This is a genomic window from Blautia argi, from assembly GCF_003287895.1.
Taxonomy (GTDB): Bacteria; Bacillota; Clostridia; order Lachnospirales; family Lachnospiraceae; genus Blautia; species Blautia argi.
The window spans coordinates 1,482,522-1,507,093 of sequence record NZ_CP030280.1 but is presented as its reverse complement, the minus strand read 5'-3'; the positions used below and the strand labels follow the sequence as shown (position 1 = coordinate 1,507,093).

29 protein-coding genes and 1 pseudogene are annotated in these 24,572 nt (G+C 35.5%); 4 read left to right on the top strand and 26 right to left on the bottom strand.

The window, feature by feature from the left end; genetic code table 11:
• Positions 1 to 59: 59 nt before the first annotated feature.
• The 7 genes from DQQ01_RS07350 to DQQ01_RS07325 all read right to left on the bottom strand — a co-directional run bounded on the left by DQQ01_RS07350 (position 60) and on the right by DQQ01_RS07325 (position 8,470).
• Positions 60 to 2,687 carry a VirB4 family type IV secretion system protein gene (locus tag DQQ01_RS07350; protein ID WP_242980669.1) on the bottom strand — a complete coding sequence of 876 codons (2,628 nt, stop codon included), beginning with the start codon at positions 2,685 to 2,687 and terminating at the stop codon, positions 60 to 62.
• A gap of 221 nt (positions 2,688 to 2,908) precedes the next feature.
• A complete protein-coding gene (locus tag DQQ01_RS16055) occupies positions 2,909 to 3,190 on the bottom strand; it encodes a hypothetical protein (protein WP_199797989.1) in 282 nt (93 codons plus the stop codon).
• Positions 3,191 to 3,200: 10 nt separating this feature from the next.
• Positions 3,201 to 3,947, bottom strand: coding sequence for a hypothetical protein (locus DQQ01_RS07345; protein ID WP_044963395.1), 747 nt, complete (start codon positions 3,945 to 3,947; stop codon positions 3,201 to 3,203).
• A gap of 7 nt (positions 3,948 to 3,954) precedes the next feature.
• Complete coding sequence (locus DQQ01_RS07340) at positions 3,955 to 6,078, bottom strand: transglycosylase SLT domain-containing protein (protein ID WP_111919489.1); 2,124 nt, start codon at positions 6,076 to 6,078, stop codon at positions 3,955 to 3,957.
• A gap of 11 nt (positions 6,079 to 6,089) precedes the next feature.
• A complete protein-coding gene (locus DQQ01_RS07335) occupies positions 6,090 to 6,548 on the bottom strand; it encodes a hypothetical protein (protein WP_111919488.1) in 459 nt (152 codons plus the stop codon).
• Between the two features lie 41 nt (positions 6,549 to 6,589).
• On the bottom strand, positions 6,590 to 8,017 hold the full coding sequence (locus DQQ01_RS07330) for a hypothetical protein (protein ID WP_111919487.1): 1,428 nt from the start codon (positions 8,015 to 8,017) through the stop codon (positions 6,590 to 6,592).
• A gap of 51 nt (positions 8,018 to 8,068) precedes the next feature.
• Entirely contained in the window at positions 8,069 to 8,470 is a 402-nt protein-coding gene (locus DQQ01_RS07325) for a hypothetical protein (RefSeq protein WP_021739076.1), read from the bottom strand.
• Between the two features lie 371 nt (positions 8,471 to 8,841).
• On the opposite strand from DQQ01_RS07325, the gene DQQ01_RS07320 reads away from it, so the two are divergent.
• Positions 8,842 to 9,288, top strand: coding sequence for a hypothetical protein (locus tag DQQ01_RS07320; RefSeq protein WP_021739075.1), 447 nt, complete (start codon positions 8,842 to 8,844; stop codon positions 9,286 to 9,288).
• 289 nt (positions 9,289 to 9,577) lie between these two features.
• On the opposite strand, the gene DQQ01_RS07315 is transcribed toward DQQ01_RS07320, so the two are convergent.
• From DQQ01_RS07315 to DQQ01_RS18395, 10 genes are all read right to left on the bottom strand, one after another.
• Positions 9,578 to 10,087 (bottom strand): hypothetical protein, encoded by a 510-nt coding sequence (locus DQQ01_RS07315; protein ID WP_111919486.1) that lies wholly within the window; start codon positions 10,085 to 10,087, stop codon positions 9,578 to 9,580.
• A 75-nt stretch (positions 10,088 to 10,162) separates the two neighbouring features.
• Positions 10,163 to 10,396 (bottom strand): hypothetical protein, encoded by a 234-nt coding sequence (locus tag DQQ01_RS07310; RefSeq protein WP_111919485.1) that lies wholly within the window; start codon positions 10,394 to 10,396, stop codon positions 10,163 to 10,165.
• A 192-nt stretch (positions 10,397 to 10,588) separates the two neighbouring features.
• On the bottom strand, positions 10,589 to 10,816 hold the full coding sequence (locus DQQ01_RS07305; protein WP_021739072.1) for a helix-turn-helix domain-containing protein: 228 nt from the start codon (positions 10,814 to 10,816) through the stop codon (positions 10,589 to 10,591).
• Positions 10,797 to 11,240, bottom strand: coding sequence for a sigma-70 RNA polymerase sigma factor region 4 domain-containing protein (locus DQQ01_RS07300; protein WP_111919484.1), 444 nt, complete (start codon positions 11,238 to 11,240; stop codon positions 10,797 to 10,799). The genes DQQ01_RS07305 and DQQ01_RS07300 overlap by 20 nt, the downstream gene beginning before the upstream one ends.
• Before the next feature lie 184 nt (positions 11,241 to 11,424).
• The gene (locus tag DQQ01_RS07295; protein WP_162624264.1) at positions 11,425 to 11,793 is read right to left on the bottom strand and encodes a hypothetical protein; all 369 of its coding nucleotides are present in this window, start codon (positions 11,791 to 11,793) and stop codon (positions 11,425 to 11,427) included.
• A 46-nt stretch (positions 11,794 to 11,839) separates the two neighbouring features.
• The gene (locus DQQ01_RS07290) at positions 11,840 to 12,193 is read right to left on the bottom strand and encodes a hypothetical protein (protein ID WP_111919482.1); all 354 of its coding nucleotides are present in this window, start codon (positions 12,191 to 12,193) and stop codon (positions 11,840 to 11,842) included.
• Positions 12,194 to 12,204: 11 nt separating this feature from the next.
• Complete coding sequence (locus tag DQQ01_RS07285) at positions 12,205 to 12,987, bottom strand: ParM/StbA family protein (RefSeq protein WP_242980668.1); 783 nt, start codon at positions 12,985 to 12,987, stop codon at positions 12,205 to 12,207.
• Between the two features lie 198 nt (positions 12,988 to 13,185).
• A complete protein-coding gene (locus DQQ01_RS07280; RefSeq protein WP_071144127.1) occupies positions 13,186 to 13,740 on the bottom strand; it encodes a hypothetical protein in 555 nt (184 codons plus the stop codon).
• A gap of 540 nt (positions 13,741 to 14,280) precedes the next feature.
• Positions 14,281 to 14,466, bottom strand: coding sequence for a hypothetical protein (locus tag DQQ01_RS07275; RefSeq protein ID WP_111919480.1), 186 nt, complete (start codon positions 14,464 to 14,466; stop codon positions 14,281 to 14,283).
• Between the two features lie 100 nt (positions 14,467 to 14,566).
• Positions 14,567 to 14,803: a LytR/AlgR family response regulator transcription factor gene (locus DQQ01_RS18395; RefSeq protein WP_408607858.1), complete on the bottom strand. Its 237-nt coding sequence runs from the start codon at positions 14,801 to 14,803 to the stop codon at positions 14,567 to 14,569.
• Between the two features lie 174 nt (positions 14,804 to 14,977).
• Here DQQ01_RS18395 and tnpA point away from each other — a divergent pair, with 174 nt between their 5' ends.
• The 3 genes and pseudogenes from tnpA to tnpC all read left to right on the top strand — a co-directional run bounded on the left by tnpA (position 14,978) and on the right by tnpC (position 17,510).
• Entirely contained in the window at positions 14,978 to 15,394 is a 417-nt protein-coding gene (gene tnpA, locus DQQ01_RS07265; RefSeq protein ID WP_009247501.1) for an IS66 family insertion sequence element accessory protein TnpA, read from the top strand.
• Positions 15,395 to 15,444: 50 nt separating this feature from the next.
• Positions 15,445 to 15,726 (top strand): IS66 family insertion sequence element accessory protein TnpB, encoded by a 282-nt coding sequence (gene tnpB / locus DQQ01_RS07260; RefSeq protein WP_162624263.1) that lies wholly within the window; start codon positions 15,445 to 15,447, stop codon positions 15,724 to 15,726.
• A gap of 142 nt (positions 15,727 to 15,868) precedes the next feature.
• Positions 15,869 to 17,510 (top strand): annotated as a pseudogene (gene tnpC / locus DQQ01_RS07255) (IS66 family transposase).
• Between the two features lie 80 nt (positions 17,511 to 17,590).
• Here the strand turns inward: tnpC and DQQ01_RS07250 are convergent.
• From DQQ01_RS07250 to DQQ01_RS07210, 9 genes are all read right to left on the bottom strand, one after another.
• A complete protein-coding gene (locus tag DQQ01_RS07250; protein WP_111919478.1) occupies positions 17,591 to 18,031 on the bottom strand; it encodes a LytR/AlgR family response regulator transcription factor in 441 nt (146 codons plus the stop codon).
• A 107-nt stretch (positions 18,032 to 18,138) separates the two neighbouring features.
• Entirely contained in the window at positions 18,139 to 18,348 is a 210-nt protein-coding gene (locus tag DQQ01_RS07245) for a hypothetical protein (RefSeq protein ID WP_111919477.1), read from the bottom strand.
• A 4-nt stretch (positions 18,349 to 18,352) separates the two neighbouring features.
• The gene (locus tag DQQ01_RS07240; protein WP_111919476.1) at positions 18,353 to 18,988 is read right to left on the bottom strand and encodes an ABC transporter ATP-binding protein; all 636 of its coding nucleotides are present in this window, start codon (positions 18,986 to 18,988) and stop codon (positions 18,353 to 18,355) included.
• 12 nt (positions 18,989 to 19,000) lie between these two features.
• A complete protein-coding gene (locus DQQ01_RS07235; RefSeq protein WP_111919475.1) occupies positions 19,001 to 20,353 on the bottom strand; it encodes an ABC transporter permease in 1,353 nt (450 codons plus the stop codon).
• A gap of 91 nt (positions 20,354 to 20,444) precedes the next feature.
• Positions 20,445 to 21,566: a sensor histidine kinase gene (locus tag DQQ01_RS07230; protein ID WP_111919474.1), complete on the bottom strand. Its 1,122-nt coding sequence runs from the start codon at positions 21,564 to 21,566 to the stop codon at positions 20,445 to 20,447.
• 2 nt (positions 21,567 to 21,568) lie between these two features.
• Positions 21,569 to 22,234 (bottom strand): response regulator transcription factor, encoded by a 666-nt coding sequence (locus DQQ01_RS07225; RefSeq protein WP_111919473.1) that lies wholly within the window; start codon positions 22,232 to 22,234, stop codon positions 21,569 to 21,571.
• Between the two features lie 64 nt (positions 22,235 to 22,298).
• Positions 22,299 to 24,089: an ABC transporter ATP-binding protein gene (locus DQQ01_RS07220; protein ID WP_162624262.1), complete on the bottom strand. Its 1,791-nt coding sequence runs from the start codon at positions 24,087 to 24,089 to the stop codon at positions 22,299 to 22,301.
• 77 nt (positions 24,090 to 24,166) lie between these two features.
• Positions 24,167 to 24,346 carry a hypothetical protein gene (locus DQQ01_RS07215; protein ID WP_101870837.1) on the bottom strand — a complete coding sequence of 60 codons (180 nt, stop codon included), beginning with the start codon at positions 24,344 to 24,346 and terminating at the stop codon, positions 24,167 to 24,169.
• Positions 24,347 to 24,362: 16 nt separating this feature from the next.
• Positions 24,363 to 24,545, bottom strand: a complete 183-nt coding sequence (locus tag DQQ01_RS07210) for a hypothetical protein (protein ID WP_101870836.1) — start codon at positions 24,543 to 24,545, stop codon at positions 24,363 to 24,365.
• Positions 24,546 to 24,572 lie beyond the last annotated feature (27 nt).

The following is a 24,572-nucleotide window of genomic DNA, read 5'->3' as shown; positions in this document are numbered from 1 at the left end:
CAACCTGAATTTCTGATTGCGTAATCTATACGCATTTTATGGTTACGATACCTCTACAATCATTTGGACATTCCCCCTTTCTCATAGGCTGTTTCCCCGTACTTCTCCAACCGTTCCTTAAGTTCCTTTAAGTCTTTCCGGTCTGTTGTAATCAAATCTTTTTCTAACCGGCTTGCCTTAAATTCTACTAACAAGTTGTTATTATTAGTGGAAATCAGTGCATTTCCTCTCTCAAATCGGGTAATAGCAAGCATCTCTGCTTCAGACAAATCCAATTCCTTTTTTACGACTTCTGCCTCCTTATGCTCCAGATTCAGAATAATCTTTGTCTTTGTGTTGTTTAAGACACCTTTTCCATACTTTCCGCCTTTTAAAGAGAAAAAGTCTTCCAAATCCTGACTGGCACATACCGCAGCGCCTCCATACCCACGTATCGTCTTAAAAATTTCAAGAATATAATTTGCCGTCAATTCGTTTGTTGATAAAAGTGCCCAACATTCATCAATAAAAATAGCCTTTTCTTTTGTACGGTCTTCTTTTGCTTTTGACCATACAAAATCCAAGGCCGTAAAGGTAGCAAGTCCCAAGTCGCTCTGCATTTCTGAAATATCCAGTATCATATATTTGTTATCAGAATCTATATTTGTCTGATGATTAAAGTTCGAAGAAGAACCATTTACCAGCCGGTTTAAAATATTTGCCATACGTCTGGTTTCTTCTTTTTCCAAAAGCACCTGATAAAGATCTCCCAAAATTGGCATTTCTTTATACTTCCCTGGTTGTTCCTGATTCCACAAGCTTGCATTATCATGAGTAATCCCTTTCTTCTGATATGTAATGATAAACGCCTCATCCAAGAGCTGACGCTCTTCATGGGTAATATCCGGAATTAAAATAGTAAAGAAAATATGCAGGCTCTGAATCTTCATAGCAAGTTCTGAACGCTCTGAAGCCTGTCCGTCTAAAATTACCCTTGCACTTTGATCACTTGGCCGTATCTCCATGATATTGATTCCATATTGGGAACCTGGGGCAATCTTCAAATATGCCCCACCTATATTTTTACATGCCCTTGCTAGTTCATGTCCTTTTTCCGGTGCAATAATAAATACCTGAATATTTTTCCTACGCATTCTCAAAGCCATAAGCTGCAGGCAAAATGTTTTTCCGGCACCACTGGTTCCCAGAATCGCAATATTCGCATTTTTGTAAATTTCACTGTTAAAAATATCAACGATTACAAGGGAATTGTTGGCTTTATTCACTCCCATTAATATCCCGTCCCGATCTGACATTTCATAACTTACAAAAGGATAACACGCTGCAACACCGGAAGTCAGAACATTTCGTTTTGATTTCTGGTATAAGTTTTTGTCCAGATTCAAAAGTGGAAGGGACGATAAAAATGCCTTTTCTTCAGAGAATGTACATTTTGCAGTTCCGATATCCTGTGAATTTAACAGTTTTGCCATTTCCCTCGCACGCCACTCCACTTCCTTTTCTGTATAACCGGTAATGGTAATCAGCATAGACATGTAATATAGTTCTTCATTTCCACTTAGCCCTTTTTTTAGGTAAAAACCGGCACGTATAGACTCTGACAGATCATCAAAATCGCTATTGGTGTCATAAGTTTCTTTTAATCTTGAGCGATTCAGACGTATCCTTCGTCCAATACGCTCCACACTTTTTCCTTTATCCTGCTTAAAGAAAAACACATCAACATCAATTCCTTCGCCCGCATTGATAATCAGAGAAATCCAGCCTGCCGGAACTCGCATTCGGTATTTTCCAGAAGGAATATACAAATAGGTATGATATACCCCATCAAATACCACACAGTTCCTGTGCTTAAAATTCAATGTCTTTGGGGCAAATAATTCGGTTACCGGAATATGGGGAAGACTCTCTTTTCCATTCTCCTCCTGATACCACTGGGTAACCAATTTTATCCGTTCTGAAAAAGGAACGGTTACACTTGTCCTTCTATTCAGCAACTGATAAAACAATTCTACACAAAAGCGGGATTCGTTTTCGTGTTCTAATACTACATTGCCACATATCGCCAGATATTTTTTTGCAGTCTGCACTGTTGTCCGCATATACTGGTACACTTCTTTTTCTTTTGGTTTACGGTTCCCATCATAAGACTGAAACTCAAAAATCAGAAAGAATCGTCTTGTAATCGCTTCTTTGGTACCTATAGAACGGATGAGACGTGCATAATCTTCTTGAAGGACCCTGCACTGTTCGTCTTCTTCTGCCTCAATCTCCTGCTGTATTTTTTCCAAATATTCCGAAATATCGGCCTTTTTGGAAATAACTTTAAACTGCAGCTTGACTGGTGCAATCTTTAAATAACTCAAAAAAGAAAATACAACGTTTCTCTGTTCGCTTGGAGAACGGAGCAGAAAGTTAATTGGCAGGACTTCTACAATTTTCACATACCGGTGATCTGCTGTATAAATAATCCCATCTTTTATTTTCTCAATCGGAAGATAAGAGGATGCCCATGTAACTGGAAGAAAATCCTGTTTTTCTTCTAACTCTTCTGATTTTTTCTTTCTCCGTATCTCTGACTGCGTATTTTCTCTTACTGGTTTTCCCGGATACTCTGCTTGATTAAGCTGCTTTTGCAGTTGATGTTCTTCTTTCTTCTGCTGTTTTCGTATCCTTTCCTCTTCCAATAACTGCCGCCTTTCAGCTTTCTTTTGTTCCGACTCCAAAATTTTCTTTTCTTTTTGCTGACGTTTTTCTTCCTTTCTTGCCTCTTTTAACCGTTCTTCCAGTTCCTTTATTTCCTGACTGATGATTATCTCCTCCTTTCTTACGGCGTTTATGCTCTCTTCTTTCTATCCGCCGTTTTCTCTCCAACTGATATCTCCCGCTTGGTGTTGTAAGAACTCTTCTATTTTTCAAAAAACATAAAATATGAAACAAATAGGCTGTCAATCGTTCTCCCTGCACACCTATCACAGCAAAAAATGACAACCGGAAGAATAAATATAATTCCCAGATAAATTTTGGTTCTGCCATCCACCGGTACTTGCAGCAAAATTTTTAATAAAATAAGCGACATCACTGCCGCTTCAACTACATTCCCCGCACTTACTCTTCCGGAAAACCATTTTCCTGATTCCGCAAAATTAGGCGGTATGGTATATGTATCTACTTTTTCTCGTTCTGACATTTTCTGCCTCCTATGTATATGGTTGCTTTTTCTTCCGCACAAACAGATATCCCCCAAGGGAAATAATCACTACAGGAATAATAAGTTTTCCTATAGTCTTTAACAGCTCTTCTGAAACTCCATCGGTTTCCATTTTTTCTGTCTGTGGCGCATTTGCAGATGATCGCATATCTTCTGTGTCTGTTGCCATTCCAATACATTCCCCTGTTACCTGAAGGTTTTCAATTTTTACTTCTGCTTCTTGCATACTAAATTTCGCTTCGTCATATAGTACTCTATACAGACGCTCCTTCTCCACTGCATCTACAGATAAGTGATAATCTCCAGGTGCCAGTTCTAAGTTTGTACTATACTGATTGGCTTCACACAGTTCAAACAAATATTCTATTCCGCTTTTCTCCTTTACACTCCCCTTCACGGTTCCTGAAAATTCCTCATATACTTCCGCACGTATTGCCAAGATTCCCGTATTTTGGTTTGTCACTGTAAAGTTTTCACTTATTTGCTCTTTCTTTTTCCAATCCTCTGATTTTTTTAACACTTCTCCATTCTTCCCAAACAGGACATATCTTCCGGCTTCATGGACAGAATCATACGCCCATGTATCTTCCAGACGATTTCCTTTTTCATCATAACCGTTTCCATTTTCCCATTTGGTGATAACGGGAAGTTCCACTATAGATACCGCCATGACCGGAACAGAAAACATCATCCAAAAAATTGTACATATAAGCACAAAAACAATTCTTTTACTCATTTTGTTCCTACTTTCCAATAATCCAAAAAGCTCCTTCCGACAAATCCCTTCCATAACTTTTTATGGTTTCTACGCTATAAAGTTTTCCAGTTCTTTCTCTGCTTGCACAATCAGCGATCGTGATATGTCCATCTGTGGTCACTCCGGTAAGTACAATAAAGTGTCCACTACTTCCTCCGGTAATCGTATAAGCTTCACAGATTTCAACAACCAGTTTTCCTTCTTTTAAGGATTCCACCACATAATCCATACGGTCTTTTCCTACCCGTTCACAAGTCAACCCCCAGTGAGTTGCCGCATTTTTCACAAAAGAATGACTGGTGCCTACATTGGGTACATATTCTCCATTTTGCTCTGCAAAAGTTTTCGTGATTTCCGGTGTTACATTCTGGCCGGTAAAAGTGGAAATTACAATCGCCAGAGAAGTTGGTCCGCACCCGGCAGCACCAACATTGCTTGTTCCATAAGGAAGGCTTGCCCACGGTTCTTCTGTCTGATTAAAATAAGTGACTTCTTTCACACAGTTTTCAACCGTATCATATCGGATTTTATCTCCGGTAACATCAATATTTCCAATCAATGAATCATCAACCCCACCTCCTGTCACAAAATCCGTCCATGAAAATAGGGAAAATATTGCTTCCTTTAGCGCATCAACTCCATCCTGCATAATCTGAAGAACCCGTAAGACCAACTCAAATGTCCCCTGATCCAGTACATACTTATACTCATACTTGTTTCCGTTTTGAGATAACTGTGAACTCAATAGTAAAGCCAATGTATATTCCACCGTTTTTTCACCTACTTCTTGCTCTTCCATCTGCACATTCTGTCCACTTTCCTTTAAAGTCAGATAAGTTTCTTTTGTAATCTCTGTCTTTCCAGCTTCTGTTATCACATAATAGACTGTTTTTACAGATGACTGCTCTCCCGTATTGCTTACAGACCATGAAAAGAATTGCGGCACATATTCTGTCACCGCATTTTTTAACAGTTGGTATGACTTTTCCAATTCCTCTGGACTCCCTTCGGTATCAGAGGAACTTCCCGTTCCACTGGGCTGTTCCAGTATTTGAATATATCCCATTACCTTTTTTACATGGTTCTGGGTTTCTGTATATGGTGGAATTTGATATCCGGCATTGATGACTGCCTGCGGACCTGCATTATATCCAGCAATAACCAATTCCAAAGCATTTTCATATCCCTGAAACATTTCCATAAGCTCTGCAACGTATTTTGCGCCCCCCATGATATTCTGTCTAGGATCATACGGATCTGTTACTCCCAGTGAAGCAGCAGTTCCAGGCATTAACTGCATAATGCCAATTGCACCTGCACCAGATACTACATTAGGATCAAAGTTTGACTCTACTTTCCCCATTGCAATCAAAAGTGCTACCGGCACATTATAGGTATTTGCCGCTTCCTCAAAAAAGGCATCATATGGACTGCTCAAATCTGTATCCAAGTTCATGTCCAGACCACCAGAATATCCGAGAAAAGATTTTCGCGTGGTGCTGTCCCACTTTTGCATCAGTAAAATCCCCACATAATAAGATAGGTTATCTTTTAATCTTGTCTCATATTCATCCACGATTGTCAGTTTATGTTCTCTATACTTTGCCTGATAATCTGCCTGTATTTCCTGCAGCTTCATATCATGTTCCTGAGAAATAATAGATAGCAGCTCTGTTTGGTATGCTTCTACTTCCAGCACCTGTTCAATCCTGCTTCTTATTGCTGCAAGTTCTTTTGACTGCGCTTCATTTGCAAAAGAATTAGCATCCATAAATCCAAGATAGGAAAACAGAATACCAATGAAATTCACAATGATGAATAGGAACAGTAAAATTGCCGCCATAATTGCTGCAACTACTTTTTGGAACGTCTTATTTGTCACTAAAAATCCAACAACCGTTCCAAGAGGTCCTGCAATTGCTGTTCCAATGGTACTTCCAGCCACACTGCCTCCTGCCGCTGTTGCCGTAGAGTAAGCTGCCTGAGCACCTTTTGCTGCATTTTTTGCATTTTTTATGCCATCTGCAACCTGTTTTGCCTGCTTTGCTGTCTGGATAGCAGCATTAACTGTATTGTCAAGAGGTGATGTATCATGCCTTTCTTCTGCCATTTTACACCTCCCTACCAGTCTTTACGCTCATCATATCCCTGTCGCAATTCACGTCTGGATTTTGGAACTTCTGGAATCCCATCTTCTAGTTTCAAACTTCTTTCTGCCTCGTTTGGGAGAACACTTTCTCTTAAATTCTGTCCTTGTATCAGCATCTCTCGTCCTAAAACATCGCTAGTTTCCATTTCCCCTGTTGTCGGAACATCTGAAATTCTTCTTTCTGCCCCTTGTCCAAACTCATTTTGACTGGAGAGATAATCACCTGTTGGATGTTCCCTTGTTTCCTCTGAAAACTTTGGAATTACGGACTCTCCTTTAGAAGTCGAAACACCACTTTCTCCAATTTCGTTTAAAATGCCAGATCCAGAAGTCTCCATTCCGCCTGAAACTTCCTGTGCAGAATATTCCCTTCCAGCACTGCCGCTTGTGACCCCTTCCAAATCCATTTCACTTTCACCAATGGTTCCCATCCATCCATACCACGATGTAGCTGTTCCTCTTCTTGGATAATCTAAAGCTCATCTGCTTCTGTCAGTACCTCTTGTCCATTTTCAGATTCTACTGGAATACTATCTGTATCCAACATACCTTCTGCATAACTGCTTCCAGTATTTTCTGCTTCCATAGCAGGAACTTCTGATACCGAATTTTCCTTCAGGTCAGAAAGATTTCCTTGTTCCTGTGTAGGTTCAATTTCTTCTCCTTTTACCAATTCACCGCCTTCTCCAAGTCCATAATTTTCTGTACTAGCTTCTGGATTTTTCATATCTTCTTGCTGTGAAGTAATTCCCATTTCGTCCAGAATATTTTCCTGATCTGAAACTGTGTCTGCTGTTTTACCATCATCTGCATTGTCCGCATACCCCTCTTCCAACGGATTTCCTGATACGTAATCTTCTCCCATTTCTTCCATATCCATAGGATTTCCAGTACTCATTGGTATTGGCCCTGCACCATCTCCCATTCCGGAAGAAGTTCCCATTGCTTCACTATTTCCTGTATGTTCTCCATTTTCCATACTCTCAGTTGTACTATGACTGCTATGTCCGAATGAGAATAATCTGCTGGCTGCCATCATTAACCCAAAAGCGCCCATTCCATTCGACATTCTTCCAAGATTAATTCCAAGTGAAGCCATATAAGAATCCATTTTAAAGCACACTTTTGAAAATCCAATCAAACATAAGGTTGCAATAAAAAACTTTGTAAAACCATAGTGGCTTGCGGTCAAATTTCCATACCCGCTTAAAAACATTTTCATACACCACGCATTCATAATGATTAAAACAACTTGTCCACCAAACATCTTGCTCCAGGATGCTAATACATTATTCGTTGCCTTAGAGCAACCTGTCGAAAATGCCAAAGGTGCAGTATAGGAAAAAACGCCCAACAGAACATACCGTTCTGCAATGATAAACAGCATTTTAAAGTAATTCCATGCAACGACAAACTGCATAATCAGTAATAGTATGGAAATGCTCAATCCATCAATTCCAAGACTTGCCGATGCCTGATCCAGAGAAGATACAAAATCAGAAAAACTTTTTACTTCAATTTCTGTTCCTGCTACCCACTGATAAGGAGTACCAGCCACTTCCAAAATATAATTTGCTACTGGTCTGGCAAAGAGCAACATAAATAAACATAAAAAGCTCCTGCAGACCAACTCCACCGGATCTTCCGCTGCAACACCGCCTCTTCCAAACATGGTTTTGAATAACTGCCAGATTAAAATCAGCAATAGGATTGCAATCCCCATAGGAAGAATAGCATTTTTATACAAATCTTTTACTACTGTAAATAAGTCTTCAAATAAACTCAAATTGCAGGATAGTAAATCTGTGAACATTCCGGTAATGAGGTCCATCATGTCTACTAAAAACTGTGAACAAATTTCCCGGATTCCTTCAATCAATAATTCTAATAACCAGCCCAACTAACTTCATCAACCTCCTTTTCCCGGGAGGGCTCCGGTATATTGTGTTTTTTAACCAGTAAAGTTCTGCTGTGGAACGAGAACTTCCATGTAGTTTACAATCGCTCCAAGTACCATTAACACTGCCCAACAAATGACAATGCGTTTCAGCCACGTTCTTGACTCATCCACTGTTTTTCCGCTTTTTGAAAAATTCATCAAAAACAAACACACTGCTGAACACACAACTGCTGCAACAGTAGCAATTCCTACTACATCGTTATACACTTTCTGCATAGCGTCTTTTGCCATAGAAAAGATGTCCGCAGCATATACTGGCTGTGTAAACCACGCCAGCATGGTAATCATGAAAAATCCCATAAACATAAATTGAGGAATCCAGGCAGTCTTCATTTTAAACTGTGGTTTCCTCAATTTCTCTACGATATGCACTTGTAATTTTTTATGAAACAAACATCATCCTCCCTTCCTCTTTATTTCAGGGCAACAAAAAAAGCAACCATTTCTGATTGCTTTTTTCCCTGATTATTCAGTTTTGCGGCCCTCCATGTAGATACTCACATGCACAAAACTTTACGTTATCATTGTAAAACTTTAAGAATCCGATGTCAATTTCAGAGAGGTCGCAATGTTATAGGAAACCAGTCTTATTTTTGTATCACTTATAAAAACATATACACAGTAAGTATCGTAATGACATTTTTGAAAAATCTATTCCAAAAAATCCATTTAACAATATTTTAATAGAATAAAGAATCTAGTTTTTACAAACCTATGATATTTTAATACTGAAATCTAAAATAAACTATTTAGGAGGTATCATAATGAAGAAAAAAATACTCACATTATTATTAACAGTCACAGCTTTAGGTGTAATTCCTTTTTCAGTTTATGCTAGTGACACCGACACTGCCAAAGAGAATGAATGCAACGAAGTGATTACAAATCAAAAAATTATTAATGAGAAAAATCCAGACGGCACAATTACACAGGCTGGATTAGTAACATTTGAATATCAGCCAAGCTCATCTGACTTAAAAGCAGGAGGATGTTCATCTGGCCATCACACCAATATCGTCAACAATGGAACACCAGACACTACACGCATCCACGGAAAAACACACCCTGGATATTGCCAAGTAAAAACAACAACCTATTGGAGATGCACAAATTGCAACACAACCGGTCATGATGATAAATATACACTTGTCTGGTGTCCAAGTGCAGATATAAGTGGTGATGAACCTGGCAATGAACCTGGCTTACAATAAACAAATTTTATAGGATCTCAATAATTTTACATAGAAAAAGAGTGGTTCATTTAGATTGTATCAACTATTTAATAAATATAAAATCCAGTGTATTTGTGAACTCTAATTTTGAACTATGAAATAGTATAATTATGGTAATTACATTTCCAGTTCAAAATGTAACACACAAAAAAAGGAGTACCAGAAATTCGAGAGCATTTCCTCATTGCTCCGACTCTGTGTACCCCTTTTTTAATAAATTGGTTAGTCTTCTATTTCTATTAGGTACTTATACATTTGCCGCTTTATATCATGACTGCGTTGTTATCTTTCTCCTAAAATCCCTTTTATAATTTTCTTTTTTTCTATATCCTGATGATTGTTTCCTTACATTCGTTTTATATTCCTGATAATGTTCTTTCTTATGATAATTCCAACAGTTATTTCTCCATTTTTGAGCGAGAACAGAATCCGTAGAACTTAGCAGTAATAAAATTTCCATTGGGCACTGACATTCCTGCGGTAGTTCCCCTTCATATTGCTCATTGCATAACAGATTGTAATACATTCCTTTCTGGATGCAAAGTGGCAAAACTGCTGCGTATACAAAACTTTTACCAAATCGGTCCGTTGTCCTGACTGCAGCATAATATACCCCTTCTACAATATAAGACAAAATTACTTCTTTCTCCGGTATCCATCTTCCTCTTTCTTCGTATCCCCTTTGCCTGAAAAGTTTATCACACTCTACTCTTATTTCTTCTGAAACTGCAGCTTTTAATAATCTTTCATTTTCTATATGAAAACATATCCAACTCATTCTATTCACCTCTTCTTATTCTTTTGAAAAAGCAGGAACAAGAATTTTAATCCCCTTCTTGATCCTGCCCTTTTTCTACGCTGCTGCTTTTAAACTTTCTGCTTCATCTGCAAAAAACTGTATATAATAGGTCTTTTCTTCTCCTTCTACTACAATATGATTTGCATCCAAAGCAATAATTTTTTTAACTACTTCTGTTTGGAATTTGTTACCTTTCCAGTAATAGTGTAGTGGTCTACCCGTAATAACTGGAAATACCACCCAGCCATGCGTCCATATCATTTTTTTGATTTTCTTGCTTTTTACCATCCTTGTTCCTCCTTTTCAACATAAAAAAGGCACTGACTGTCCAATAACAATCAATGCCATTCTTTTTCTTGTGGATATATCCCTATCCCAAATTTTTCTCCTATTTAAAATAGGACTATACCTTTGTGATGTCAGTCTATACTGATATCATAAATAATTACACAATCATCATATCACAATATCTTGTGTATATCAATACTTAATGTACAAATTATTGTGTTCTTCTGTTTTCATAGGAAATTTTATAATACTTTTTAAAACTGCACATACCAATTCCTGGTATAAGTCCTCATCAAATTTCCCATTACTTTTTGCGTATTTTAACAACAAAGGACGGTACATTTCTATAATTTCAAATACTGCTTTTTTATCCTTATTTCGTGCTTTCCATAATAATTCTTCAAATTCTCTTTCCTGCATCTTTTCCTTCTCCTAATTCCCTGCGAATTTTTTTAATTACGTTGTAATAGGTATTTTCAGCCTTTTTTCCAGATATTCCTATAGCCATTCCTATTTCATCAAATGTCTTTTCGTACAATATTCGCAGACAGAGAACCTTTATATGCAATGCCGAAAAACTTTTCAGTATATGTAAAAGTTTATTATCTGTCACCTGAGCAAACAATTTTTCCGGATCAATCTTTCCCCAAAAAATATCGTGTGCTTCCATCATTTCATTCCATTCTATTCCCCTTCCTTCTACATTTTCCAAATCCTCTTCTAAAGTAATCTCATGCTCTTTGATCTTACTTTTATCGTTCATATAGTTAATAGTGGTATTTCTTACTGCACTCTGTAGGTATGCACTAAATTCATCTATAGTAGTTCGTTTTTGTTTATCCATAAATCTCCTCCTGAAATCTGTTTTTAATCTATAATCCGTTTCCAGGCGGAGAGTTTTACTTCTATGTTACTATTACTTGCTTTTAAGTAATAATTACAAAAAAGCTGTTAGAATTCTTCTAACAGCATAATGTTCCTTTAATACTCTAATTATGTTTTTGCATCAAAAGACAGCATAAATAAACTTATATATTTTTCACATTATGTATATATCTTTCAATCATGCATTCTTCTATTTCCTCCATTCTGTCTGTCGAATTTTCTAACTGATCAAACTCTTCAATTTCCTCTTGATCCAAAGCATCTTCAATCATTTCTGTTAAATCTTCTTTTTTACATCCAGGTTTGAATATGTGTCCACAATTAGGACAAATACGATACCAAATAATAATCTCAATTCCACATTTCGGGCAAAACTTTTTTTGATATCTCTTTCTCACTAAAAGAAGAATAAGAACCATTTCCTGCAAAAGTAACAATAATGTCAACAGCAGAAATGCCCATTTCTTTCCATTCCATGCCATCCCCACAAGCAGTCCTTGTAAAATTGTCATTCCTCCTAAAATATACTCTACTCTATTCCGCATTTTTCCTCTCTTTCTAAAGTTCTTCTTTATAGAAACTTTTATTTTCCTCTAATTCCTCTTTCTCCATTTCCTGAAGCAATTCTTTATTTTTCTGTATCATGAGAATATCCTCCTCTTGCAGTGTTGGAAGAAATTCATCTTGTAATTGTACGACTCTGTTTTTCTTTGGTATATCCAGCTTCTTGTCTATCACCGCCTGCTCTTTTGAAAATTTTCCTTCTATGTTTTCATGATATGCAAGAACCGCCTTTACAACAAACTTTGCTTTTCTATGCCCTAACTGGTTTAGTATTCTTGCAACTTCCTGATGATCCGGGTCCTCTTCATCAAATCCCAAGGAAAATCTGTACGGATTTTGTTTTGCCATACGTCCTCCCCTTAATATCCCGCTTTTTCTGCCATATATTGTTTGATAAAGCCTTTTACATTTGCTCTCGGATCATCAACAACATAATATGTTGAATGATATCTTTTCCAAACTTCATCAATAATATCCTTTAAAAGAACCGTTCCACCTCCCACAAAAACAGTCACTGTTGTTCGAAAATCAATACCAAATTCTAAAAAAGAACCTAATAAATCACTCATATATTCTGCAGCAATTTCAAATGTCCTTCGAATAACCAATTCTGAATATGGCGTTTTCCTTTTAAAAAGAATATTATCAATGTCTATTTCTTCGAGATAAAGATTAAAACGCTGCCTTATTCCTACCATAATTCTTTTATAGAGCATAATAATCCCTTCTGGAAGGGAATCAATTCTTGTCCTGTCTACTACTCCATACCGGACTAACAGATAATCTACTGTAAATCCTCCAATGTCTATCAGCAAAACCTTTGGCTGCTCTTGTAAATGAAGCTGATTTGCCACTAAAATATACGCAGAATATCCCTGCATATATACCTTTACACTTTCATATCGTATTCTGTATGGTTTCCCTTTATAAGAAAAATAAACTGTTTTTCCTTGTCGCCAAAAATATTCCCGAAATTTCCGGATTTGTTTTCCATAATCTCCCGGCGGAAGTCCAACTAATAACTGGATTGGAATTGTTCCCCCTTCATGAATACCAGTTTCTATCCCTTCTTTTTCCAGTTCTTTTGCCACTCCAAGTAATGTCAAAATATAGTACCTATCATCAATTGTTTTATCTTCCAAATAGGAAATTCTCTGATTACTCTCCAAATAGTTGATCCCTTTAAAAAAAATTCCTTCTTCTCCAGGAAGGATTTTTTGTTCTTTTCTTTTTATTCCCGAATGAAAAATAAAATGGTTAGTTTTCATCATTTTATTGCCTGTATCTATACTCATAACAAATCCCATATTTCTCCTTTCCAGCCCTTCTGGCTATTTTACTTATTCCTGATAATTCTGGTTTACCTGTTTCAATATTTGCTGATTTTTTGCTTCATATCCCCACAAGATGTTACTGACTGCCTCAAAAGCTTTGTCCCTCCATCTAAAATAAGTGGCTCTGTGTATTCTTGGTATCCGTGGAAAATGCGGTTCTAATTTATCCAGAATTTCATCTGTATTCTCTGCCCTATAAGCAGACATGTAGGTATAATAAAGTACCCAATAATACTTTTCTCCTTGTGGGTGATATTTCCGCATTAACTCTACTGCCTCATCAATCAGTTTCAGATACTTATTCGCCTGATTGATGGATTCGATTCTCTCTCTCATATCTTCCATATCCAGATTGATATCCATTCCTGCCTGGTAAACACTATCTAAAAATTCATCTACATCGGTGCCATATTCTGTATGAAAGCATTGCTTTACTTGATTGATTTTAATCTGCATTTTCCAATTTACAGATCTGTATATTTTAAATAGAGATATAATATCATGGTAAACTTCATTATCTTTTCCTTTTACATCTTTTGATACCACACCCGATTTTCTCATATAATTCTACCCTCTCTTCTGTTCCTTAAAATATCTTTCTATACTCTCATCTGCTCTCTTGCCTGCTATAACAGACGTACATAAGATGCAAGCAATCATACTGATTGTTATAATACATAAAATGATAACTGCTATTTTAATCATTTTCATTCTCCTTATGTCCCTCATCTTTTAAATCTTCCACCTGGAAATTGATGGATCACTGCTATTATTCTTGACAGAATTAAATTTACTCTATGAAATTATCAAGGTGCTCCTACTATATACCAACTAAAAATTCATGGATTTTCTGTAAAAAAGGCAAAAAAAAACGATACAGCACATAAATCTGTATCGTTTATACCTCAATTTGTGTTTTTATTGCTCCTAGCCTCTTTATTCAAATCTAATTCTCTATAAATACATTTCTAAAGTAATATTAGAACAAAATGATTTTCTAGTCTACACAATATTAGGATACCTTTTATTAATCCAAGTTCTAATAAACGATAATTGATGTATACCAATTACTACTCGGATCAACTTGCTTTCTATAATCTCTTATCTTTTATTCTGCTCATTCCCCTCATAGTTATCAAGCGCATATCGACAACATTGTAAAACTAATTGATTAAAAGAAACATCTTCCGAAGTAGAAATTCTCAATAAATCATTAAATATATCCTCTGTAAAACGTATGGTTCTCGCTATATTAGATTTTGATAGTTTTTTATCTACACTAAACATTTTCTTTCCTCCTGCTATTTTTTCAATTGTAACCTTGCTATGACTCAAATAATATAACCAATTTTGTAACCATTTTATTCAGCAGGATATCTCTAATGATTTATAATGAAACTATTTTGGTATTATAAAATTGTTCAATTGTATTCAAAAATTCTCTCTTTCTCTTTTTACTTATAGGTATAATCTCTCCATCTCTCAGTGTTATTGTATTCCCCGTAATATTTCTTATATACTCCAAATTTACTATATAACTGGAATGCACTTGAACAAATCCACTGTTGTGAAGCCTTTCTATATGTTCTTTCATCGTTGTTCCACTTATGTATTTTCCATTTATCGTGCTTATTAAGGTTTTCCTTTGATAAGTTTCTATCCACTTAATTTCAAAGTAAGCGCTTAATTTTTGGGTAACTACAAATTTATCCTTTTTTCATTCATAATGATAGAAAATAGTTTTTTACTCCATCATCTTGATAGGAAGTAGATTTTTACTACAATTGGAGGTTTCATTATGAATGGTAAACGTACTCCAGGCCGTTCCCTGGATGAATGGCTAGAACTGGTGACATCCTGCCGGCAAAGCGGTCTTACCGATGCTGCCTGGTGTCATGAAAATGGGATTTCTCCCAGCTGTTTTTACAATGCTGTCAGCAGGCTTCGCAAAAGAGCCTGTGAGATACCAGAACCATCTGGAAAAGCAAGCACTCTCGATTTTACATCCCATAAACAGGATGTAGTCCGGATTGCTATAGAGCCGGAACATACTCCGGCAGAACTAGTTTCAATGAAAAAAAACTGTTCTCTGTACCTTGACAATTCACATACGATTGAAATCGAAGCAAATGGACTTCGGATCCGCATAAGCAATGATATCCAGCCGGTTTTATTAAAAACTCTGATGGCTGTGCTCAGGGAGTCCACATGCTAGCGGATATCTCGAATGTCGATGCAATCTACCTTGTCTGTGGAAGAACAGATATGAGAAAGTCCATTGATGGTCTTTGTGCCATCATCCAGGATCAGTTTTCTATGGAAATCGACCATGCACTCTATCTCTTCTGCGGTAGAAAATGTGACCGGATCAAAGCAATCTTGAAGGAACCGGATGGGATCGTCATGATCTATAAAAGATTGACGGTTCAGGGGTCTTACCGGTGGCCACGAGATAAATCAGAGGTACGAAATCTTACCTGGAGAGAGTTTGACTGGCTGATGTCCGGCATCGATATCGAGCAGCCAAAAGCAATCCGAACATCTTAAAAAGCTAGCTTAAATCTGCACACAAAAGTGCCGGATTTCCTGGTATTTTCGGCACTTTTCAGGCTTTTACACACCTTGTTTTTCTATGAAAATCCTCTGTTTTCTGGTATAATAGAAGCATCAGAAAAGGGAGGAAAAAGCAGTGGCTAACAGTTCCAAAGACCTTCAGCTGCGTGAGCTGAAAGATATGATCACAGAGCTTAGAAACATGATAAAGACACTTCAGGCAACTGTGGATGCTGCCAGCAAACGGGAAGAAGTTCTTATTCAGGAGAGAGACAACCTGAAAGACGAGATTAGCCTTCTCCGTAAGAAGCTTTTTGGTTCCTCAAGTGAAAAACGTGTGATTGATTTTCCGGGTCAGTTAAACCTTTTTAATGAAGCAGAACTGGAACAGGATCCCTCGATTGCGGAGACAGAAGAACTTGCTGCAATACTTCCGGAGGAGACTCCTAAAAAGAGAAAAACCAGAGCAACAGATGCAGAGCGCTTTAAAGGGATACCAGTAATAAAAAAATATATCGATATCCCGGAAGAGGATAAAACATGCCCTGTTTGTAGTACTCCGTTGGTTAAGATTGGCGAAGAGTTTGTCCGTCGTGAACTGGTCTTTATTCCTGCCAAACTGAAAGTCGTTGAAATCTACAGTTTTAATTACAGCTGTCCGGAATGCAGTAAACGGGATATCCCTGTCATTAAAAAAGGGAAAAGACGGAAAGCCTCATATGCTTTATGGTATGGCCTCAGCTGGTACCGTTGCCTGGGTCATGTATCAGAAGTTTTGCAACAGTCTCCCATACTGTCGCCAGGAAAAAGACTGGAAACAGTACGGAGCTGCGATCACCCGTGCAACTATGGCAAACTGGGTAATCCGTAATTCTGAGGCATTTTTCCGCCCGATGTATGAATATTTTCATCGGAAGCTTTTGGAAAGAAACTTCCTAATGGCTGATGAGACGCCTCTTCAGGTTTTGCATGAAGAAGGACGTCGTGCTCAGACAAAGTCCTATATGTGGCTGTTCCGTAGCGGAGAAGACGGTGGTATCCCGATCATTCTCTACAAGTATTCACCAACCCGCGCCGGAGACAATGCCGTTGAATTCCTTCAGGAATTTAACGGATATCTGATGTGTGATGGTTATAGCGGATACAATAAAGTATCCAATGCAAAGCGGACAGCCTGCTGGGCACATATCAGAAGATACCTGACAGATGCCATTCCAAAAGGAAAGCAGCTGGATTATACCCAGCCTTCCGTACAGGGCATGATGTATATCAATCAGCTCTTTCATCTGGAAGATGTCATTAAGGCAGAGCACTCATCCTTCGATGCTATCAAAAAGGCTAGACTTGAAAAAGAAAAGCCGATAGTGGAAGGCTTTTTGTCGTGGCTTGATAAACAGAACCCTGTCAGAGGTTCGAGGATGGATAAGGCTGTAACATATATCCAGAACCGGAGAGACTATCTTATGACCTATCTGGAAGATGGACGATGCAGTTTCTCTAACAACCTCAGTGAAAATGCGATCCGTCCATTTACAGTCGGCCGCAAAAATTGGCTGTTCTGCGATACACCTCATGGTGCCCAGGCCAGTGCTATAGTATATACGATGGTAGAAATGGCCAAGGCAAATGGAGTAAATGTCTATCACTATTTAACCTATCTTCTGGAAAAGCTACCAGATGATAGTATGAGTGACAATGAATTAGATCAACTTGCTCCATGGAATGAAAAGGTAAAAATTGAGATAGAGCGTCGAGCAAAAAACTCAAATCAATCATAAATCATATGTGAATTGTCAAGGTATTCCGGTTACCGAAAAGTAGCCGGATATTTTTCTATCAACGGCTGAAATTTAAGCGCTTACATTTCAAAATAATAAATTTTATCTACTCTTTCACCACTTTTATTCCAAAAAAATTTTGTATGCATTGATAAAACATTGTTTATAGATTTATTGAGTATATATTGTAATACTTGATTTTGTATTGGTTTGAGCAAATAATACGATGCATTTACCGAGTATCCTTTAACAGCCATTTTTGTTGTCTTTCCTAAGAAAATAATTTCTACTTTCTTATCCAATTTTCTCAGTTCTTTTGCAACATCATATCCACTCTTCATCTCTACATTTAAAAGAATAATATCTATGTCTCTATACCTGCTGTAATAAGCCAACATATCGAATGGATTTTCATATGACAAAATTTTAAATGGTTGATCTCCTAAAGTATCTGTATCTGCTACAAAGTTCTTAATTAGTTCCAATGTCCTCAATTCAAAATCACATATTGCTATCTTCATGTATTTCACTTTCCTTTTCCTTGCATCTATATTAAGTGGTTACAAAAGTATAACCATTTTTGTAACATAGCAAAAGCCAAGCTACATCATGTAGTTGGCCTTTTGCTTTATTCAGGTACAAATTCAAATATACCCTCTCCTATATTTTCTTTCATTTCGTGATCGAAAATAACATCATCTTTCGACTCTTCATTTTCTTCATTTGTTTCTATTTTTGTATCGCTCCGTTCTTCATTTGTTTCTTTTTTTTCAGAAGTACAGCCTACCATCGATATAATAATGGCTATGCAACATAAAATGCACAGTTTCCTTTTCATATATTCAATCCCTCCTTATTTCTAACTTACCATCTGTCATTTCTAAAATAACATCACCATATTTTGCAATTTCTTCAGAATGGGTGACAACAATAACACATTTTTCATATTTATGAGCTGCTTCTCCGAGAAGTTCTGCTATTGCTATTGCATTTCTTTTATCCAAATTCCCTGTTGGTTCATCTGCCAATAGCAATGAACTATGTGAAAGTAATGCTCTTGCAACTGCAACGCGTTGCTGCTGTCCCCCTGAAAGTTTTAAAATATTTCTATTCATCTCATTTTTGTCAAATCCTAATTTTTCTAATATATTATAAGCTGATTCCTTAGAAACAATTTCTACATTTTCTTTTGCATTTAAAAAATCTATTAAATTATAATTCTGAAAAATGATTGATACATTATGTTTACGATAATTTGTCAACTCCTTTCTATCTATTACTTTATTTTTAAAATAAAGCCTTCCCTGAGTAGGAAAATCTAAACCTGCCAATAAAGAAAGCAAAGTAGTTTTCCCACATCCTGATTCGCCTAAAATACAATATATTTTCCCCTGTTCAAAGTCCATATTCACATCTTCAAATATGTTTTCTTTTCCGTCATAAGAATATGTAATATTTTCTAATTTTAAAAAATTCATTATGTTTTCCCCCTAACTCATTTTTGTTAATAGTTCTCGCGGTTTTAGATGCATTATAGAAAAAGTTGATATAGTCGTAGCAATGATAATAATAGCAACACCAATTATATACACCATAACAATCTCCTCAATACTAATTTCCACATCTATTTCCCCTTCCTCTATACCTATTTCTGTAGAGGTTTCACGCATAGCAACTCCCTGTTCTGTTTCTGGATGTTTCATTAAATAATCACTTAATTGATCTGATACTACCCTGCCAGGGAAATATGCAACAATAAATGCAAACATTGCCACAATGAGTACTTCTAGAATATACTGTCCTATAATTTGAACCTTTTCTAATCCTAAAGCTAAATATACTCCGGTTTCATGAATTCTACTCCTACCCCACATATTCAAAATCAATGATAAAATGATAATACTTACGATAACTACTACCAGTAAAAAAATATTAATAAAATTTTCCACTTTTTTTAAAGACATCTCTGCTCTTTCAAAAGTTTCATTATTTATATTTATGGAAAATGCCTTTTTATCCCATTCAAATTCATCTATTTTTTTTATCTCTTCCACAATCTGATTCATCTTTGCAGGATCTTCTATTTGTGCATGGATTGTCGTAAAGCCAGTAATATAAGGAGATTCCTCAATTGCCATAATTGTTTGAATATTGGTAAAAATCTTATTCTGTATCTTTTCATATGAAGTTACTTTTTCTTCAATACTTTCCACTTCTTTTTGCTGAAATATACCTACAATAGTAATTTCAATTTTGTTCCCTTTTGTATTAGTAACTGCAAGTTGATCTCCAACCTTTAAATGGTTCAATTCTGCCAAATCTTTCGATATAATAATCTCCGGATTTCCATTATCTGAATTTATATTTTTTCCTTCTATCAATTTAACTTTTCCTGATTGAAAATAATCATTAGTTTCTGTAGAATACGTTCCAACTACTGTTGTCATATTTTTAAATTCTTCCTCTATAGGAATATTTCCTGAAAAAAAGTCTATATCATCAATTTGACAAAGTGTGTCAACTGATGCCTCACAAGAACGCATTCCTGAAATTTTCATTACCTTTTCTACCATATCGACCGTCATTTGCTTAGAAGAATATATAATTCTACCATCTTCAAATTTTTCTTCTTTGTAATAAGGATTTTCATCTGAATAATTTACATCAATAGTAAGTTCTCCCCCCATTGTCTTTCTCAGAGAATCTTGTGATATATCTCCTGCCCTCTTTATTGAAATTCCGGATAACACCAAAATTCCTATTGTTAGAAAAAGCATAAATAGTATTAGCGTTTTTCCTCTTTTTCTTATCACATATTTAAACGCCCTTTTTAATGTGTCCATAAAAATACCTCCATATAGAATTTAGTATATATTTAATATACCAATTCTATATGGAGGTCATATAAAACCAATATGGAATTAATATGAAATTTTAAATCGGTAAATGGATTTTAAATTCCATGCAGGTATTCTGTGGGTTCGGTAAAAACGTATATGAAATATTCAACGCAGATAGTATCGTATCTACAATATAGAGTCCCAGTCCATTACCACCATATTCTCTAGAACGACTAGTATCTACTCTAAAAAAAGGTCTAAATATTTGTTGTAATGTTTTTTCATCTAATACATCACACTCATTACTAACAATAATACAGTTTTTCTTCAGCGATAACTCAACCTTCTTCTGCTGCTCTGTATAAAGGATTGCATTAGACAAGATGTTTGATATAGCTTTTTTTAATAATAATTCATTTGTAAATGAAACTATCTCTTCATCTAAATCAACAATAAAATCTATCTCTTTCGTTTTTGCTATAATTTTATACGGTACTATGATTTCATCCAAAAGTTGATTTATATTGACTCTATTTTTCACTATTTGAGCAGATGTATTTTGAAGTTTTGACATATCTAAAATATCCCGTATCATCGTAGCCATTTCATCCAACATACTTTTACAAGTCGGAAGATATTTTTCATAATTCTGATATTTTCCAATTTTTAAAATCATATTTTCTATAATAGCGTTGCAAGCAGAGATTGGTGTCTTTAATTCATGAGATGCCGCATAAAGAAAATCTGTTTTCGATTGCTCTGTTTTTTTTACTTCCTGAATTTGTTCTTTTAATTCTTTTATTGTAATAAACAAATCTGTGTAAAGACTATTTATATTACTCGACAACTCTTGGAACTCATCACCAGTATGCAGCACACACTTCACATTAGGCTCTAATTCTGACATTCTTTTTGTTGTTTCAACAATATATTTTATTGGTTTTACAGTAACTTTCGCCCATATATAAGAAAATGCAGATGCAATTATAATACACAACAAAATAGAAATGGGTAGTGCTTTCATAGCAATGTCTTCCATTACAACATTATTGTTCAATTCACTCACAATTAAACTGCTTTCTTCCATATTTCCCCCTGGTTGAACAGATACCATTGGCAAAACAAACCACATAATTCCGTGTGCAATAAAAATCATAAAGCATAACATAATAAATGAATACAAAAAAGTTTTTCGAAATACACCCATTCGCTTCATATCTACATATTCCTTTCCAAACGATATCCTACACCTTTTACTGTTGTAATCGTATGAATTCCCAATTTTTTTCTTATATTCTTAATATAAGTATCTATTGTCCGATCTAAAATCGGTGCATCAATTCCCCATAAGCAATCCACCATTTGTTTCCGTGTCAAAACTCTTCCTTGATATTCAAACAGCATTTTCACTAATTCTAATTCTTTTGCTGTGATGTCTATTTTTTGACCATGAATAAATGCAGTATACGCATCAAAATCAATTGTAGTTTCCCCAAAAGAAACAATGCTGCTTTCTTCTTGTTTGACCCTTCTTTTTAAAAGTGCAGCAACTCGTTTCCCCAAAATAATCATAGAAAACGGTTTTGTCATATAATCATCTGCGTCACCGTCAAAGCTCATAATCTGCATATACTCATCACAAACTGCTGTCAACATCAATATAGGAATATCACTCTTCTCTCTTATTTTTGCCAAAACAGAAATTCCATTTATCTCAGGTAGCATAATATCTAGTACAACTAAATCGACTGCAACATTGAAAAAAATTTGAAGTGCCTCTTTACCATCATAGGCACTCCGTACATTATAGCCCAATGAACACAAATATTCAGATATGGCTTCATTTGTATCTCTATCATCCTCTACTACTAAAATTTCTGCCATATTTTTTCCTCCTTTTGTGTTATCATATCATATAAATATGGAATGTATATGAAATCTCTGAAAATTATTTATAATAATCCGCCTGTAAACTATACAAATTATAATATATTCCTTTCTTTAACATCAAATCTTCATGAGAACCAAATTCAACAACTTTTCCCTCCTGCATAACAAATATTTGATCGACTATCCTTACATTAGAAAATCTGTGAGTAATCATGATACTCATTTTGTCTCTCATTAACATTTTCATTTTTTCAAACATTTCATATTCTGATTTGGGATCAAGAGCTGAAGAGGGTTCATCTAAAATTAATATTCCTGAGTTTCTAAGAACCGACCGAGATATTGCTATTTTTTGCCATTGACCAATCGATAATTCACTTCCATTATCCCATTCCTTTTGAAGCAATGTGTCATAACCGTTTTTCAATTTTTCTATAAAATCATCAGCTCCGGATACTTTTGCTGCTTTTTCTATATTTTTTAATTTATTCATTTCCTCCACATTACCTATACCTATATTTTCTCTTGCGGTTAAAGGATATTTAATAAAATCTTGGAATATCACACCAATATTTTTATATATACTTTTAAGTGAGTATTCTTTTATGCTAACACCATCAATAAGTATCTCTCCCTTTTGCGGATCATATAATCTCATGAGTAATTTTATAAATGTTGTTTTTCCAGAACCGTTACTACCTACCAATGCATATGTTTTTCCATTTTCAAACTTGATGGATAAATCTTTTAATACATAAGTATCAGTGTATGGATATTTAAATGATACATTCTGAAATTCTATTGTTTTAAAATCAGAGCTGAGTTCTCTCTTTCCCGTATCTTCCATTCCACTTCTCATATTGTCCAATTCTACTAAATTATCTATGTAAAGATTATCACTATACAAAGAAGCTACTGAGTCTAATATAGTTCTTATTGAATTTTCAAGACTATCTAATGCTGAGATATACATTGTCAAATCCCCTATAGTGCCTTTTTCTGTTATGACTTTAAAAACTGTATAGATTTTGATAATTGTTGAAAAAATGTATTGCAATATATCTGTTCCAGTTAATTCATATAAAAATCTTTTCTTATACTTTTTATCTTCAGCAATATATTTTTCATAAATGCAAACTATTTTATTTTTTAAAAAAATAATTGCATTATAAATTTTTAATTCTTTGATATTTTCATATTTTAAACTAATCTCTTTAAGATAATCTGCTAATCTTACATTCTGAACTCTTTCAGAGTATATATTATATTGGCGCAGCGCAATACTAATACTCACATAAAAAATAGGAATCATCGTAATGCACATTAATGCTGCAATAGTATTACTTAGAGAAATAATCACAATTATAATTCCTATAAAAGTAGTCAAATATCTAAGCAATGTAACTAACATCACAATAATACTAATACAGCGAGCAACAGACTCATTACTAACTTTTTCAACTGCATCATAAACTTTAGGATTATCAAAATGTTCCATATTCAGTTCATCTATTTTTCCCATAATAATATTAGCCACTTTGCAGTTCATATATTCCTGCCCTATTTCTCTGTAATAAGTACTAAGTTTGGTTAACAAATTAACAACCCCCGTACAAACAGCCAAAGAAATTAACCAGAATGCCGGTGCTCCTATTTTACCACTTTCCAATGAAATTACAGCAGTGTCTACAAAATATTTCCATATATACACATTAAAAGAAACAAGTATTCCCAAAAAAATATTGCATATAATCATTTTTGTTGTAATCCCTGGTGCTGCCTGAAACACAATTTTTATTATATAACATATATTTTTTAAAAACTTTCCTATCTGTCTTATGTTTTTCATTTTACACATCCTTATATGCCAAAATGTGGGGTATATATCACATACCCCACATCTGGATTTTCGTGTTTATTATCTGTTTACAGATTTACACCTACATTTTTTGCAGATGATGAATTGCTACTTGTTGTGCAACCGCATGCACAACCATAGTCCCTTGCACTGGAAAGCAAGCTTCCTGGATTACATCCACATCCTCTTGGTTCAATGTAGTTTGCTTTTGGCTCTAAATTTTTTTTACCTTCATTTGCAATCTTCATACTTCATTCTCCTTTCTTATACATTTTTTCCAGCAGTTTTTGCAGAGTTCAGAACCCCTGAACTTCCACATGCACATGTACATACAGAATCTCTTGTCATTGATCTAACAGATGAAGTTGCACAGCCACATCCTCCGCGCGGATCAATAAAGTTTGCCTTTGCCTCTAAATTCTTTTTACCTTCATTTGCGATGAACATATGAATGTCCTCCTTTCATTTTGTTTT